Genomic DNA, 14,826 nt, shown 5'->3' on the forward strand with positions numbered 1-14,826 from the left:
GATGATCTCCGATTCCACCCCCGGTACGACCCCGTGGGCCTTCGACACCGTCCTGGTGGCCAACCGCGGCGAGATCGCCTGCCGCGTGATCCGCTCCGTCCGGGCCCTGGGCCTGCGCTCCGTCGCGGTGTACAGCGACGCCGACGCCGGTGCCCAGCACGTCCTCGAGGCGGACGTCGCTATCCGCATCGGTACCGCGGCGCCGTCGGAGAGCTATCTGTCCATCCCCGCGGTCGTGGAGGCCTGCCGCCGCACCGGAGCGGGCGCGGTCCACCCCGGCTACGGGTTCCTCAGTGAGAACGCGGCCTTCGCCGACGCACTGCGCGACGCCGGGATCGTGTTCATCGGTCCGAGCGTGCACGCGCTCGACGTCATGGGGGACAAGATCCGCTCGAAGAACCACGTGGCCGGCTTCGGCGTGCCCGTGGTCCCCGGTATCGCCGAACCGGGTCTGTCCGACGACGACCTGGTCAGCGCCGCCGCGGACGTCGGCTTCCCCCTGCTCATCAAGCCGTCCGCCGGCGGCGGCGGCAAGGGCATGCACGCCGTCCACCGCGCCGAGGACCTCCCCGACGTGCTCGCCACCGCCCGGCGCGTCGCGGCCCGTGCGTTCGGCGACGACACCCTGTTCCTGGAACGGCTCATCGAACGTCCCCGCCACATCGAGGTGCAGGTGCTCGCCGACGGCCACGGCTCCGTCATCCACCTCGGCGAGCGCGAGTGCTCGCTGCAGCGTCGGCACCAGAAGGTCATCGAGGAGGCGCCGTCGGCCCTGCTCGACGAGCCGACACGCCGCCGCATCGGCGAGGCGGCCTGCGCCGCGGCCCGCAGCGTCGACTACACCGGCGCCGGGACCGTGGAGTTCCTCGTGTCCGACGCCGCACCCGACGAGTTCTTCTTCATGGAGATGAACACGCGCCTGCAGGTGGAGCACCCCGTCACGGAACTCGTGACCGGCGTCGACCTCGTCGAATGGCAGATCCGCATCGCCGCCGGTGAGCCGCTGCCGCTCACGCAGGACGACGTCGTCCTCACCGGTCACGCCGTCGAGGCCCGCGTGTACGCCGAGAACCCCGAGGCCGGGTTCCTCCCATCCACCGGGACCGTCCTGGCGCTCGCCGAGCCGACCGGTGAGGGCATCCGCGTGGACAGCTCGCTACTGCCCGGTGGCACGATCTCCTCGTCCTACGATCCGATGCTCTCCAAGGTCATCGCCTGGGGAGCGGACCGGCGCGAGGCTCTCGACCGCCTCGACGCCGCCCTCGCCGGCACCGTTGTGCTCGGCGTGGACACGAACATCGAATACCTCCGCCTCCTCGTGAACGACGACGACGTACGGGCAGCCCGGCTCGACACGACCCTGATCGAGCGCAAGCTCCCGGCCCTCGCCTTCCGTCACCTGGGCGCGGAGGACCTCGCCCTCGCTGCCGTGCTGCTCGTCGAGGCCGGGCTCGAGGCGGTCCCGGGCGGTTCGCCCTGGCACCGCGGTGACGGGTTCAGGCTCGGCACACCCCGACCACGGATGGTGACGCTGGAGGCCGACGGGTCCACGACCCCGGTCCGGCTCCTGCGCACCGACGGGGCATGGGAGGCGACGATCGAGGGCGCGACCCACACCGTCGATGTCGACGCCGGCGGAGCGACCATCGACGGTGTGCGATCCCGCCGCTCCTACCGGGTGGACGGCGACACCGTGTGGCTGGGCGACGCCGGGTGGTCCGCCCGCGTGCGTCGACCGGGCCGACGCGAACTGCTCGACGCCGCCCTGTCCCGCATCTCACGAGCGGAAGGATCGGCCGACCCGCTGGTCCGCAGCCCCATGCCGGGCACCGTGGTGTCCGTGTCCGTCGAGGACGGCGCCGTCGTCGAGGCGGGGGACGTCCTCGTGGCCGTCGAGGCCATGAAGATGGAACACCAGCTCACCGCCGCGCTCGCCGGCGTCGTCCGCCTGTCCCTGAAGCCCGGGGACCTCGTGAAGGCACAGCAGGTCCTCGCAACCATCGAAGCCGCCCCCGAGGGCGGCCCGGCAACCATCTCCACGGAAGGCAGCGCAGCATGAATTTCGAACTGAGCGAGGAGTACCAGGACCTCGTCGACACCGTCCGCGAGTTCGCCGACGAGGTCGTGGCACCCGTCTCCGCCAAGCACGACGCCGAGCACAGCTTCCCCTACGAGGTGGTCAAGCAGATGGGGGACATGGGCCTGTTCGGTCTGCCGTTCCCCGAGGAGTACGGGGGCATGGGCGGGGACTACTTCGCGCTGTGCCTGGCGCTCGAGCAGCTGGCACGCGTCGACCAGTCGGTGGCCATCACCCTCGAGGCCGGTGTCTCGCTGGGGGCCATGCCGGTCTACCGCTTCGGCACCGAGGAGCAGAAGCAGCAGTGGCTGCCCTCCCTCGCCGCCGGCCAGGCCCTCGGCGGCTTCGGCCTCACCGAGTCCGAGGCCGGGTCCGACGCCTCGGGCACCAAGACGACGGCCACCCTCGAGCAGGGCGCCGACGGTCCCGAATGGGTGATCAACGGCACCAAGGAGTTCATTACGAACTCGGGGACCGACATCACCTCGCTGGTGACCGTCACCGCGGTGACCGGCACCTCCCAGCGGCCGGACGGCACGGTGAAGAAGGAGATCTCCACCATCCTCGTCCCCTCGGACACGCCGGGCTTCACGGCCGAGAAGGCCTACAACAAGGTGGGCTGGAACGCATCGGACACCCACCCGCTCACCCTCCGGGACGTCCGGGTCCCCGAGGCGAACCTGCTGGGCACACGCGGCCGGGGCTACGCGAATTTCCTGCAGATCCTCGACGAGGGCCGGATCGCCATCGCCGCGCTCGCGACCGGCGCCGCGCAGGGCTGTGTGGAGCAGTCCATCCGGTACGCGGGGGAGCGCATGGCGTTCGGCAGCACCATCGGCGCCTACCAGTCCATCCAGTTCAAGATCGCCCGCATGCAGGTCCGTGCGCACACCGCGCGCCTGGCCTACTACGACGCCGCCTCGCGCATGCTCGCGGGCAAGCCGTTCAAGACGCAGGCCTCCATCGCGAAGCTCGTGGCCGGCGAGGCCGCCATGGACAACGCACGCGATGCGACGCAGATCTTCGGCGGCTACGGTTTCATCAACGAGTTCGTGGTGTCGAGGCACTACCGTGACTCGAAGATCCTCGAGATCGGTGAGGGGACCACGGAGGTCCAGCTCATGCTGATCGCGAGGGAACTCGGCCTCTAGGCCGGTCCGACCAGGCCGTCGGCGGGTTCGGCAGCGGCGACACGAAGGAGAAGCAGTGATCGACAAGGTGGTTGGCAGTGCGGCGGAGGCCGTCGCGGACATCCCCGACGGCGCGTCCCTCGCCGTCGGCGGATTCGGACTGTGCGGCATCCCGGTGACACTCATCGACGCCCTGCACGCGCAGGGGACGGCGGAGCTCGAGACGGTGAGCAACAACTGCGGCGTGGACGACTGGGGTCTCGGCATCCTGCTGTCCGACCACCGCATCCGCCGTACCGTCAGCTCCTACGTGGGCGAGAACAAGGAGTTCGCGCGCCAGTATCTCTCGGGCGAGCTCGAGGTGGAGCTGACCCCGCAGGGCACCCTCGCCGAGAAGCTCCGTGCGGGCGGTGCGGGCATCCCCGCGTTCTTCACGACGGCGGGGGTCGGCACCCAGGTCAGCGAGGGGGGCCTTCCCCAGCGCTACGACACCGAGGGCAACGTCGCCGTCGCGTCGAAGCCCAAGGAGGTGCGGTCCTTCGACGGCGTCGACTACGTGCTCGAGGAGTCCCTGCGGCCCGACTACGCGCTCGTGCATGCGTGGAAGGGCGACCGCCACGGCAACCTCGTCTTCCACGCCACCGCGATGAACTTCAACCCCCTCTGCGCCCAGGCCGGTGCGATCACGATCGCGGAGGTCGAGGAACTCGTGGAGCCCGGCGAGCTCGACCCAGGGGAGATCCACACGCCGGGCATCTTCGTGCAGCGCGTCGTCGTGGCGCCCGGCGTGGAGAAGCGCGTGGAGAAGCGCACCGTGTCCCTCGATGGTTCCCCCGATCCGCAGGCCGGCGTCAACGCACCCGAAGGAGCATGAGCATGGCACTGACCCGGAACGAACTCGCGGCTCGAGTCGCCCAGGAACTCCAGAACGGCCAGTACGTGAACCTGGGCATCGGGATGCCCACGCTGATCCCGAACTACATCCCCGACGGCGTGGAGGTGGTGCTGCACTGCGAGAACGGCATCCTCGGCGTCGGCCCGTATCCGACGGAGGACGCGGTGGACCCGGACCTCATCAATGCGGGCAAGGAGACCGTCACGGCCAACGCCGGGGCGGCGTTCTTCGACTCCGCATCGTCGTTCGGCATGATCCGTGGGGGGCACGTGGACGTCGCCGTCCTCGGGGCCATGGAGGTCGCGCAGAACGGCGATCTCGCCAACTGGATGGTCCCGGGCAAGATGGTCAAGGGCATGGGCGGCGCGATGGACCTCGTGTTCGGTGCCAAGCGCGTGATCGTCATGATGGAGCACGTGGACCGTGCCGGTCGCCCGAAGATCGTCGAGGCCTGCTCGCTGCCGCTGACCGGCAAGGGCTGTGTGGACCGGATCATCACGGACCTCGCCGTGATCGACGTCGAACCGGAAGGTCTCGTGCTGCGTGAGACCGCTCCCGGTGTGGGCGTCGAGGACGTCGTCGCTGCCACCGGAGCGCGGCTGCGGATCGATCTCGCGGAAGCGGCTGCGTGACCAGTTCCCTGCCGGAGCGCCGGGTCATCGAGCAGCGCGGGCTCTACTTCGACGAGCTAGAGGTCGGCGCCGTGTATGCGCACCGTCCCGGGCGTACGCTCACGGAGGCGGACAACGTCCTGTTCACGACGCTGACGATGAACACGCAGGCACTGCACCTCGATGCCGCGTGGTCGGCGGGGCAGCCCTTCGGGCAGCGGCTCGTGAACTCGATGCTGACCCTCGCGACGCTCGTCGGGCAGTCCGTCTCGCAGCTGACGCAGGGCACCATCGTGGCGCAGCTCGGACTCACCGACGTCGCCTTCCCGAAGCCGTTGTTCCACGGTGACACCCTCTACACCGAGACGGAGATCACCGGTGTCCGGCCGTCGTCGTCCCGTCCCGGGCAGGGCGTCGTGACCATGGCCCACACCGGGCGGAACCAGCACGGGGACATCGTGGCGACGGCGACCCGCAGCGTGCTCATGTGGTCCTCGACGGCGCGGCAGTCGGTGCCTTCGTGAGCGCCATCGTCCTGGGGCCGGCCCTGCTCTTCTGTCCCGCGGACCGTCCCGAACGGTACGCCAAAGCCGCCGACCGTTCCGACACCGTGATCCTCGACCTCGAGGACGCCGTCGCGCCGGCCGCGAAACCCGCCGCGCGCGGCGCGCTCGCCGACGCCGCGCTGTCCCCGCATCACACGGTGGTGAGGCTCAACGCCGTCGGAACCCCCGACTTCGCCCTCGACTGCGAGGCCGTCCGCGGCACCGCGTATCGCACGGTGATGCTCGCGAAGACAGAGGTCCCCGAGGACGTCGCAGCGGTCCGGGACGTGCTCGGTGACGTGGACGTCATCGCGCTGTGCGAGACCGCCCGCGGCGTCGTGAACGCGGTGGACATCGCGGCGACCGAGGGCGTCGTCGCCCTCATGTGGGGCGCGGAGGATCTCGTGGCCTCCCTCGGGGGCACCTCGAGCAGGACACCTGCCGGGACCTATCGTGCCGTTGCACTCCAGGCGCGCTCACAGGTGCTGCTGGCGGCAGGTGCGGCAGGTGTGGGCTGCATCGATGCCGTGTACGTGGACATCGCCGATACCGAAGGGCTCACCGACGAGGCGGCCGACGCCGTCGCGTCGGGCTTCTCGGCGAAGGCGTGCATCCACCCGGGGCAGGTCGCTGCGGTCCGTGCCGCCTTCGCGCCCGACGACGCCGAGGTGGAGCGGGCCCGAGCGCTCCTGGCGGCGGCCGAGCACGAGCGCGGGGTCTTCACGTTCGAGGGTCGCATGGTGGACGAGCCGATCCTTCGCCATGCCCGCAGTGTCCTGGCGAGGGCGCAGCGCAGCTGAGGATCTGGTCGGACTCCCAGCCCCGATGCAGGGGCCTTCGAGGCAGGGGGTTGTGGACCGCAAGGTTTTCCGTACGCTGGGGCGATGCAGCCGCTGCGATACTCCATCAACATCACCCTGGATGGGTGCTGCGACCACCGTGAGGGCGCGTCGGACGAGGAGTTGCATCGTCACGCGGTGAAGAACCTCGAGCGGGCCGACGCCCTCCTGTTCGGCCGGGTCACGTACGAGATGATGGAGGCGGCGTTCCGCGCGCCGGTCCCGGGAGGCGCGGAGCCCGCGTGGACGGAGCCCTTCGCACGGACGATCGACGCGGCGAAGAAGTACGTCGTGTCGAGCACCCTGGAGCATGTCGACTGGAACGCCGAACTGCTGCGCGGTGACCTGGCAGAGGCGGTGCTGGAGCTCAAGCGGGAGCCGGGCAGGGGACTGTTCACGGGCGGGGTGACGCTTCCTCTCGCCCTGGCGGAACTGGGCCTGATCGACGAGTACGAGTTCGTGGTGCACTTACGGATCGCAGGCCATGGCCCTACCCTCTTCAGGGGACTCTCCGAGCGCGTCGACCTCCGCCTGGTCGACCGGCAGGAGTTCGGTTCCGGAGCGGTGGCGCTTCGGTATGAACCGCGGCGTTAGCTGTTCGGTTCTGCCGCATCGAACCCGCCTGTTCTCGCCGAGGTGATCGGACGGCGCCGCTCTCGCCGGACCTGCCGTGGCGTCGCCGTCCGCCCGACTGTCAGAAGGGAGGCAGGGATTCCACGTCGGCCACCCGTTCAGCATCTATCGCGGTCTCGAAGTCGCGCAGAAGGGCGATGGCAGAGGTTCCCGGCCCGGCGGGCGGCGGTTCGGGCGGCGTCGTGTACGTACGGCCGCCCGGGGACAGCCAGGTCAGTCCGCCGTCGGGCTCGCGCATGGGCGTCCAGTCCGTCTGGTGCTTGAGCATATGGTGTCGCTTGCAGATGGGGTGGAGGTTCTCATGGCTGGTCGATCCGTCATCGGCCCAGGCGAGCAGGTGGTCCAGGTCGCAACGGCTCGCCGGACGCATGCAGCCGAGGAAACTGCACGTTTCGTCCCTCAGGTGGACCCACATCCGGAGGTCCTCGCTCGGGCGGTACCGGGTTCTGTCCAGCCCGAGGACGGTTCCGGTGAAGGCATGCGTGAGCAGGCGCATCCATGAGGTCGCGTCTGCTGCGAGTTTCCGTGCCGCATCCGCTGGAATCGGCCCGTACCCTTCCAGCTCAGCCGGCTCGTCGGTGAGCCCCATCAGCGAGAACACCGGGACGGTGACCACGATCTTCGCCGAGGAGGCACGCGCACCCCGGCCGGTGCACCCGGCGTCGGTACTGTCGCCGTCACGCCTGCAGCTCTTGCAGGAAACCGGTGCCATGCCGGTGGTTCCACCGGTACTGAGCAGCATGTCCGCCAGGACATCGGCCCGCAGCTGCGGCAGCGTCCGCGGGTCGTCATCGGCCCGTAGGTTGCGGGCTGCTGCGTCCACCGTGGTGTGGAGAGCCAGTGCCTGCTCCGCCGGGAGGTAGGCGTTCAACCACGCCATTCCATCCTGATCCGGCTCGAACACGACGCAGCGGTCGGCTGCGGCGTTCACCCGGCGGGCGGTCAGCGTCTCGGGGTGCAGTTTCTCCCGCAGCCGCCGGCGCCGGGCAAGCAACCTGGGCCGGTTCAGGTCTCCCGCGAAGTCCAGGACCTCGGTTTCGAACGACTGCACGGCTTCGTCCGGAAGGGTGCGGGACTGCTCCACGACGACCGATGCGCGTGCAGGACAGATGTCACCCTTCTCGAGGGCAGCCAGGGTGTTCCTCAGTTCACCGGTCAAGGTCAGTGACTCCGAGACGAGCCGCGAAGCGGCCCCTTCGGACAGCTTCAGCAGTGCTGCGGTCTCCACGACCGTCTCGGTGAACGCGAGGGACGAGGACCGTCCGGACCAGGTGTGGTGCTCCCGATTGCTGAACGTGTGAACCTGAGCGATCAACCGGGTCCGCTGGGCGGCTGCCCAGGACGCCAGCCGGTCGGCCGCACGCAGCAGGTCGAGTGTGACCGCGAGACCGGCTGCACCGGACGGGCCGTACGTGGCGTCCTGCAACCGGGCGACCAGACCTGACGGCGAGGCGATCTCGACCCGTGCCCGCGCGTGCTCGTCGACGTCAGCGCCGTCGGCTCCCCACTCGTCCATCGAACCGAGGATCTCGTCGAACGTATCCGCGGGCCATTCCGAGGTCGCCTCGTCGTACGCGTCCTCGAGGGTCAGCAGCGCCGATCCGGTGGTCATGGCTCATCCAATCACCCGGCGCCGACACTATCGGCGCTCGTCAGAGGGCGGAAAACAGCCGTTCACGCAGCCCCACGCCCCCGCACAGTGCAGCGCAGGGCGCACGCTCCCCGCCGAGCTGAGCTGCACGCCCTCGCGTGGTGCAGGCGGCCAGACGCCGTCGAGGCCAGACGGCTTCGACCCCGGCTCCGAGGGGATGTCCACCCGTAGTCTGCGCGATACTGGGGCCATGGATTTCAGCAACCTCACGCGGGACCACCGGCGCGTCTCCATCCTCGGGTCCACCGGCTCCATCGGCACGCAGGCACTCGACGTGATCGCCGCCGCTCCCGATCGTTTCAGCGTCGCCGGTCTCAGCGCCGGAGGGCGGAACGTGGAGCTGCTCGCCCGCCAGGCCGTCGCCGTCCGTGCTCCCGCCGTCGGGGTGGCTTCAGTCACGGAGGCCGAGCTCGAGCAGGCCATCGGCGAGGCCGCTGACGACGCCGGTGTCTCGGGATATACCCCGGAGCTGTTCGCCGGCACGAGCGCGGCAGCGAAGATCGCCGCCTGGCCGGATGCCGACGTCGTCCTCAACGGGATCACCGGATCGATCGGCCTCGAGCCGACCCTCGCCGCGCTGGCTGCCGGGCACCTGCTCGCGCTCGCCAACAAGGAGTCGCTGATCGCCGGGGGAGCCCTCGTGCGGGCCGCCGCCGCGCCCGGACAGCTGGTGCCCGTCGACTCGGAGCACTCCGCGATCGCCCAGGCACTGCGGGGAGGGACGGCGGACGAGGTGGACCGCCTCATCCTGACCGCCTCGGGCGGCCCGTTCCGCGGCCTCACGCGCTCGCAGCTGGGCAATGTCACCCCGGCGCAGGCCGTGGCCCATCCGACGTGGGACATGGGCCGGGTGATCAGCACGAACTCCGCGTCCATGGTCAACAAGGCCCTCGAGGTCATCGAGGCGCACCTGCTCTTCGACATCCCGCTGGAGCGGATCGACGTCGTGGTGCACCCGCAGTCCATGATCCACTCGATGGTCCAGTTCATCGACGGCTCGACGCTGGCGCAGGCCTCCCCGCCGGATATGCGCCTCCCGATCGCGCTCGGCATCGGCTGGCCGTTCCGGGTCCCCGGCTCCGCGCGCGCCTGCGACTGGAGCCGGCCCTCGGAGTGGAACTTCGAGCCGCTGGACGAGCAGGCGTTCCCGGCGGTCGCCCTCGCCAAGCGCGCAGCGGCCGAGGGCGGAACGCGCATGGCGGTGTTCAACGCCGCGAACGAGGAAGCCGTGGACGCCTTTCACAGGGGAGCCATAGGTTTCCTTGACATCGTGGACACGGTGTCCGCCGTCGTCGACGACCAGCGCGCGCGGGACGCCGCGGTCGGTGAGAGGACGGACCTCACTCTCGACGCCGTCCTCGAGGCCGAACGCTGGGCACGGACGAGTGCCCGGGCCCGTTGTGGGCTCGGAGACCCGCTGCCGGAGACGGCAGCCGCATCGGAAGGCCAGAAGGAAAAGCTGTGACAGTTCTGTTGTTCCTCGTCGGGGTACTCTTCGTCGTTCTCGGGATCGCTGCGTCGATCGCGCTGCACGAGGTGGGACACCTGGTGCCCGCGAAGCTCTTCCGGGTCCGCGTCACGCAGTACATGGTCGGCTTCGGTCCCACGGTCTGGTCGCGACGCCGCGGTGAGACCGAGTACGGGCTCAAGGCGATCCCCGCGGGCGGGTACGTCGCCATGGTGGGCATGTTCCCGCCCGCGACGACCGAGGACGGCGCCGTGCGCCAGTCCAGCACCGGCGTCTTCCAGCAGCTGACCAACGACGCACGGCAGGCCGCCGCCGAGCAGCTCCAACCGGGCGACGAGGACCGCGTCTTCTACAAGCTGCCCATCTGGAAGCGGATCGTCATCATGCTGGGAGGTCCGCTGATGAACCTCCTGATCGGGACGGTGCTGTTCGCCGTCCTCATCATGGGTTTCGGGACCGCGCAGGCCACCACCACCATCTCCTCCGTCTCCGAGTGCGTCGTGCCGGCCAGCCGGCAGGCCGCCACGGACCAGACGGAGTGCGGCGCCGATGACCCCGCCGCCCCGGCCTACGAGGCGGGCCTCCTGCCGGGCGACCGCGTGGTCGCCTTCGACGGACGGGACGTCACCAGCTGGGACGAGCTGTCCGGCTGGATCCGCGATGCCGCCGGTCGTGAGGTCGGCATCTCCTACGTGCGCGACGGCGAGACGATCGACTCGACCATCACGCCCCTGCTGACCGAGCGCCCCGTCGCCACGGCGGACGGTACGGCCGAGGTCGACGACGACGGCACCACGGTGACGCAGGAGGTGGGCTTCATCGGCGTCGGGTCCACGCAGGAGCTCGTCCCGCAACCGGCCACCGAGGTGCTCCCGGCCGTCGGCGACTCGCTGGCGCGCGTGGCCGGGGTGGTGCTCAACCTCCCGCAGCGCGTGGTGGACGTCGGCAAGGCCGCTTTCTCCGATGCGCCCCGCGATCCCGAAGGGCCGATCAGCGTGGTGGGCGTCGGCCGGATCGCGGGTGAGATCTCCGCGATGGAGGAGGTCCCCGTGGCCTCCCGTGCCGCGACCCTCATCGGGCTGGTGGCGGGCGTCAACCTGGCGCTGTTCGTGTTCAACCTCATCCCGCTCCTCCCGCTCGACGGCGGCCACGTGGCCGGAGCGCTGTGGGAAGGGCTCCGCCGCGGCGTCGCCCGCCTGTTCCACCGGCCCGACCCCGGTCCGTTCGACATGGCCAGGCTCCTGCCCCTCACCTACGCCGTGGCGATCCTGCTCATGGGCATGGGCGTCCTGCTGATCTATGCCGATATCGTGAAGCCGGTGAACCTCTTCGGCTGATCGGTTGTAAACCGGATTTCAACCCCATACGGTTGATGAATGTTCGTCCTCACGATCGACCAGGCCGGAAGCCGCACCTCGATGGACCGCATCCCGGACCTGCTGGAGCTCCTCGCGTCCGTCCCCACTGTCCTGCCGTGGGAGCGGTCGGTCGGCGACGAGGCACAGGGCGTCATCGGGAACGCGCACGACGTCGTCGACGCCGTCCTGCGCTGCCTGCGGGCCGGCGGGTGGTACGTCGGGATCGGCCTCGGTGACGTGGAGCGGCCCTTCCCGCCCTCGCCGCGGGAGGGACGCGGAACAGCGTTCGTGGCGGCTCGGCTCGCCGTCGAACGGGCCAAGAAGACGGGGGAGCGGGCGCCCGTGGCCGTGGAAGGACCGGTCGGTCGGGCGGACACAGCGGCGGAGGCGGAGGGTGTCCTCGCACTGCTCGGCCGTCACGTCCTGGCGCGATCGGAGGCCGAGTGGCGCATCCTCGACCTCCTCCAGCCCGGCGAGCGGGGAACGCAGACCGCCGTCGCCCGCACCCTCGGGATCAGTCCGCAGGCAGTGAGCAAGGCCGCGGCCCGGGCAGCATGGCACGAGGAGCACGCCGTCCGTCCTGCGGCAGCCCGCCTCCTGGCCTGGGCCGACGCGGGCGCGGACGACGCGTAGGCCGACGGCGCAGGCGACGACGACGGCAACGTGGAGGCCCGTTGGGGGTGCCGTGCGATAGACATGGAGCAGGGACCGATGGGACATGGAGGAGGTTCGGTGGACGCACTGTGGATCGTGACGGCGCTGGTCGTGGCGGGCGGCCTGGGCCTGCCCGTGACCATGCTCGTCCTGCGTCTGGCACGCTCCGTCGACACCGCCGAGCGACGCCGGGAGGAGCTGCCCGAACCTGCGGACCAGCCCCAGCTCGACCTCCCGGAACCACCTTCCCAGCCGCCCCAGGCTCCCGTCGACGCCCTGCCCCCCGGCGTGCTCCGCGGCGGACTGGTCATCGGCGTGCTCGAGCGCCTTGCGGTGACGGTCGCCATCCTCGGCGGCCAGCCCGTCGCCATCGCCTACGTGGTGGCGGTCAAGGCACTCGGCCGCTACGCCGAACTCAAGGAGACCCCGGCTGCGTCGGAACGCTTCATCATCGGCACCCTGACCTCCATGCTCTGGGCCGCCGGCGTGGCGACCCTCGTCAAGGTGTACCTGCTGTAACTCACGTAGGGTGAAGCCCATGAGTATCTTCGCCGTTGAGTACGTGTACAGCCCCGACCACGACGCCCTCCGCACGGAGCACCGGCCCGCGCACCGGCAGTGGCTCGAGGAGCTCGTCGGGCAGGGACGTGTCCTCGCATCCGGCCCCTTCGCCGACGGCAGCGGTGCCCTGCTCCTCTTCGCCTCCGAGACCGAGGGCGACCTCAACCAGCTCGTCAGCGAGGATCCCTTCGCCCGCGCCGGAGCCATCTCGGCGGTCAAGACCACCGAATGGAACCCCATCATCGGGGCCTTCCGCGACCGCGTGTGACGTGCATCGCCACCGCAGCCCCGCACGGCGGGGACGGTGGATAATGAAGAAGAGAATCCCGTCAGACGTGCGGTCAAGGCCGCGAGCATGGAGGATGTTTTGACCTCGGTCAACCTAGGAATGCCAGCAGCGCCGCCGCCCGTCCTCGCCCCCCGGCGCAAGACCCGCCAGATCAAGGTCGGCTCGGTGGGGGTCGGTTCGGACTCCCCGATCAGCATCCAGTCGATGACCACGACGCCGACCACGGACATCAACGCGACGCTCCAGCAGATCGCCGAACTCACGGCCACCGGCTGCGACATCGTGCGTGTGGCCTGCCCGTCGGCCGATGATGCCGCGGCCCTGCCGATCATCGCGAAGAAGTCCCAGATCCCGGTGATCGCGGACATCCACTTCCAGCCCAAGTACGTGTTCGCCGCGATCGACGCCGGATGCGCCGCGGTCCGCGTGAACCCCGGTAACATCCGCAAGTTCGACGACCAGGTCAAGCAGATCGCCGACGCCGCGAAGGCCGCCGGCACCTCGATCCGCATCGGCGTCAACGCCGGGTCCCTCGATCCGCGCCTCATGCAGAAGTACGGCAAGGCCACCCCGGAAGCGCTCGTCGAGTCCGCGGTCTGGGAGGCGTCCCTGTTCGAGGAGCACGACTTCCACGATTTCAAGATCTCCGTCAAGCACAACGACCCCGTGGTCATGGTCCGCGCCTACGAGCTCCTGGCCGAGCGCGGCGACTGGCCCCTGCACCTCGGCGTCACCGAGGCCGGGCCCGCCTTCCAGGGCACCATCAAGTCCGCCACCGCCTTCGGGGCGCTGCTGTCCAAGGGCATCGGCGACACCATCCGCGTCTCCCTCTCCGCGCCGCCGGTCGAGGAGATCAAGGTGGGGAACCAGATCCTGCAGTCGCTCAACCTGCGCCCGCGCAAGCTCGAGATCGTCTCCTGCCCCTCCTGCGGCAGGGCCCAGGTGGACGTGTACACGCTCGCCGAGGAGGTCACCGCAGGCCTCGAGGGCATGGAGGTCCCCCTCCGCGTGGCCGTCATGGGTTGCGTCGTCAACGGGCCGGGAGAGGCCCGCGAGGCCGACCTCGGCGTGGCCTCCGGCAACGGCAAGGGCCAGATCTTCGTGAAGGGCGAGGTCATCAAGACCGTGCCCGAGGACCAGATCGTCGAGACCCTCATCGAGGAAGCGATGCGGCTGGCAGAGGAGATGGGTGAGACGGATGGCGAGACTGCTGGCCAAGGTGGCCCCATGGTTACCGTCAGCTAGGCCCGAGCCCGATCCCGAGGGGCCCTGGTCCTTCCGTGTCCTCGGCGAGGAGGACACCCGCGACCTCTGGACCATCGTCAATGCGGACCCGGTGGCGAACGTGTTCGTCGCCTCCCATCTCGAGACCCGCGGCAGCGCGGCGCCGTCCTTCTCGGGCGGAGAGATCGTGGGCATGTTCCGCCACAACGAACTGCGTGCCGCGTGCTGGGCGGGTGTGAACCTCGTGCCGGTCGGCGTGACCGACGAGACGGGGGCGATCTTCGGTGACCATCTCGGACGCTCGGGGCGCACCTTCTCCTCCATCTTCGGGCTCTCCGAGGGCGTCATGGACCTGTGGTCCACGCTCGAGGACTACAGCGCCGAGCCGTTCGACGTCCGCCCCACGCAGCCGCTCATGGCCATCGACCGGGACCCCCTCATCCGGCCCGCGACCGATCTGAGGTTCACCCGTCCGGAGGAGCTCGACCGCCTGCTGCCCGCGTGCGCGGCGATGTTCGAGGAGGAGGTGGGGTACTCGCCGTTCATCGGCGGGTCGGAGCACTACCGGCGCCGCGTGGCCTCCCTCATCAGCCGGAAGCACTCCCTCGTGGCCTTCGGCGACGGCGGCGAGGTGGTCTTCAAGGCCGAGCTCGGCACGGTGTCCTCCCAGGCCGTCCAGGTGCAGGGCGTGTGGATGAACCCGGACCACCGCGGCAGGGGGCTGAGCGCCGCCTACATGGCCGCCGTCGTCGTCGCCGCCCGCGCCGTCGCCCCCACCGTGAGCCTCTACGTGAACTCCTACAACGCCCGCGCGATCGCCGCGTACAAGCGCGTGGGGTTCGAGCAGGTGGACACCTTCGCGACCATCCTCTTCTGAGGACGGACACCCGG

Annotated in this window: 15 protein-coding genes; 14 read left to right on the forward strand and 1 reads right to left on the reverse strand. The window is 70.0% G+C overall.

From position 1 onward, the window contains the following. Window position 1 precedes the first annotated feature (1 nt). The 7 genes from CI785_RS08015 (at window position 2) to CI785_RS08045 (ending at window position 6,691) form a co-directional block, all read left to right on the forward strand. On the forward strand, window positions 2-2,059 hold the full coding sequence (locus CI785_RS08015; RefSeq protein WP_105031536.1) for an acetyl/propionyl/methylcrotonyl-CoA carboxylase subunit alpha: 2,058 nt from the start codon (window positions 2-4) through the stop codon (window positions 2,057-2,059). After that, window positions 2,056-3,228 carry an acyl-CoA dehydrogenase family protein gene (locus tag CI785_RS08020; RefSeq protein ID WP_105031537.1) on the forward strand — a complete coding sequence of 391 codons (1,173 nt, stop codon included), beginning with the start codon at window positions 2,056-2,058 and terminating at the stop codon, window positions 3,226-3,228. Before CI785_RS08015 ends, CI785_RS08020 begins: the two co-directional genes overlap by 4 nt. 55 nt (window positions 3,229-3,283) lie before the next feature. Next, window positions 3,284-4,081 carry a CoA transferase subunit A gene (locus CI785_RS08025; RefSeq protein WP_105031538.1) on the forward strand — a complete coding sequence of 266 codons (798 nt, stop codon included), beginning with the start codon at window positions 3,284-3,286 and terminating at the stop codon, window positions 4,079-4,081. A 2-nt stretch (window positions 4,082-4,083) separates the two neighbouring features. Continuing rightward, a complete protein-coding gene (locus CI785_RS08030) occupies window positions 4,084-4,734 on the forward strand; it encodes a CoA transferase subunit B (RefSeq protein WP_105031539.1) in 651 nt (216 codons plus the stop codon). Further along, window positions 4,731-5,237 (forward strand): MaoC family dehydratase, encoded by a 507-nt coding sequence (locus tag CI785_RS08035; protein ID WP_105031540.1) that lies wholly within the window; start codon window positions 4,731-4,733, stop codon window positions 5,235-5,237. Before CI785_RS08030 ends, CI785_RS08035 begins: the two co-directional genes overlap by 4 nt. Next, a complete protein-coding gene (locus CI785_RS08040) occupies window positions 5,234-6,058 on the forward strand; it encodes an HpcH/HpaI aldolase/citrate lyase family protein (RefSeq protein ID WP_105031671.1) in 825 nt (274 codons plus the stop codon). Before CI785_RS08035 ends, CI785_RS08040 begins: the two co-directional genes overlap by 4 nt. An 84-nt stretch (window positions 6,059-6,142) precedes the next feature. Further along, complete coding sequence (locus CI785_RS08045) at window positions 6,143-6,691, forward strand: dihydrofolate reductase family protein (RefSeq protein WP_105031541.1); 549 nt, start codon at window positions 6,143-6,145, stop codon at window positions 6,689-6,691. Window positions 6,692-6,791: 100 nt separating this feature from the next. On the opposite strand, the gene CI785_RS08050 is transcribed toward CI785_RS08045, so the two are convergent. After that, a complete protein-coding gene (locus tag CI785_RS08050) occupies window positions 6,792-8,342 on the reverse strand; it encodes an HNH endonuclease signature motif containing protein (RefSeq protein WP_105031542.1) in 1,551 nt (516 codons plus the stop codon). A 229-nt stretch (window positions 8,343-8,571) separates the two neighbouring features. On the opposite strand from CI785_RS08050, the gene dxr reads away from it, so the two are divergent. From dxr to CI785_RS08085, 7 genes are all read left to right on the forward strand, one after another. Then, on the forward strand, window positions 8,572-9,846 hold the full coding sequence (gene dxr / locus CI785_RS08055) for a 1-deoxy-D-xylulose-5-phosphate reductoisomerase (protein ID WP_105031543.1): 1,275 nt from the start codon (window positions 8,572-8,574) through the stop codon (window positions 9,844-9,846). Next, window positions 9,843-11,186: a M50 family metallopeptidase gene (locus CI785_RS08060; protein ID WP_105031544.1), complete on the forward strand. Its 1,344-nt coding sequence runs from the start codon at window positions 9,843-9,845 to the stop codon at window positions 11,184-11,186. Before dxr ends, CI785_RS08060 begins: the two co-directional genes overlap by 4 nt. Window positions 11,187-11,225: 39 nt before the next feature. Beyond that, complete coding sequence (locus tag CI785_RS08065; protein ID WP_105031545.1) at window positions 11,226-11,840, forward strand: MarR family transcriptional regulator; 615 nt, start codon at window positions 11,226-11,228, stop codon at window positions 11,838-11,840. A gap of 99 nt (window positions 11,841-11,939) precedes the next feature. Further along, window positions 11,940-12,380 carry a hypothetical protein gene (locus tag CI785_RS08070; RefSeq protein WP_105031546.1) on the forward strand — a complete coding sequence of 147 codons (441 nt, stop codon included), beginning with the start codon at window positions 11,940-11,942 and terminating at the stop codon, window positions 12,378-12,380. 19 nt (window positions 12,381-12,399) lie between these two features. Further along, the gene (locus CI785_RS08075) at window positions 12,400-12,690 is read left to right on the forward strand and encodes a YciI family protein (RefSeq protein WP_105031547.1); all 291 of its coding nucleotides are present in this window, start codon (window positions 12,400-12,402) and stop codon (window positions 12,688-12,690) included. Window positions 12,691-12,789: 99 nt separating this feature from the next. Continuing rightward, complete coding sequence (gene ispG / locus CI785_RS08080) at window positions 12,790-13,956, forward strand: flavodoxin-dependent (E)-4-hydroxy-3-methylbut-2-enyl-diphosphate synthase (RefSeq protein ID WP_105031548.1); 1,167 nt, start codon at window positions 12,790-12,792, stop codon at window positions 13,954-13,956. Next, window positions 13,910-14,812 (forward strand): GNAT family N-acetyltransferase, encoded by a 903-nt coding sequence (locus CI785_RS08085; RefSeq protein WP_205753582.1) that lies wholly within the window; start codon window positions 13,910-13,912, stop codon window positions 14,810-14,812. The genes ispG and CI785_RS08085 overlap by 47 nt, the downstream gene beginning before the upstream one ends. Window positions 14,813-14,826: the final 14 nt, after the last annotated feature.

It is taken from the genome of Arthrobacter ruber, assembly GCF_002954225.1.
Lineage (GTDB): Bacteria > Actinomycetota > Actinomycetes > Actinomycetales > Micrococcaceae > Arthrobacter_D > Arthrobacter_D ruber.

Bases quoted from the DNA above. Each gene is read 5' to 3' on its own strand.
- CI785_RS08015 (WP_105031536.1), top strand. From the start codon at position 2: ATGATCTCCGATTCCACCCCCGGTACGACCCCGTGGGCCTTCGACACC.
- CI785_RS08050 (WP_105031542.1), bottom strand. From the start codon at position 8,342: ATGACCACCGGATCGGCGCTGCTGACCCTCGAGGACGCGTACGACGAG.
- CI785_RS08075 (WP_105031547.1), top strand. From the start codon at position 12,400: ATGAGTATCTTCGCCGTTGAGTACGTGTACAGCCCCGACCACGACGCC.
- CI785_RS08065 (WP_105031545.1), top strand. From the start codon at position 11,226: ATGTTCGTCCTCACGATCGACCAGGCCGGAAGCCGCACCTCGATGGAC.
- CI785_RS08020 (WP_105031537.1), top strand. From the start codon at position 2,056: ATGAATTTCGAACTGAGCGAGGAGTACCAGGACCTCGTCGACACCGTC.
- dxr (WP_105031543.1), top strand. From the start codon at position 8,572: ATGGATTTCAGCAACCTCACGCGGGACCACCGGCGCGTCTCCATCCTC.
- CI785_RS08085 (WP_205753582.1), top strand. From the start codon at position 13,910: ATGGCGAGACTGCTGGCCAAGGTGGCCCCATGGTTACCGTCAGCTAGG.
- CI785_RS08030 (WP_105031539.1), top strand. From the start codon at position 4,084: ATGGCACTGACCCGGAACGAACTCGCGGCTCGAGTCGCCCAGGAACTC.
- CI785_RS08045 (WP_105031541.1), top strand. From the start codon at position 6,143: ATGCAGCCGCTGCGATACTCCATCAACATCACCCTGGATGGGTGCTGC.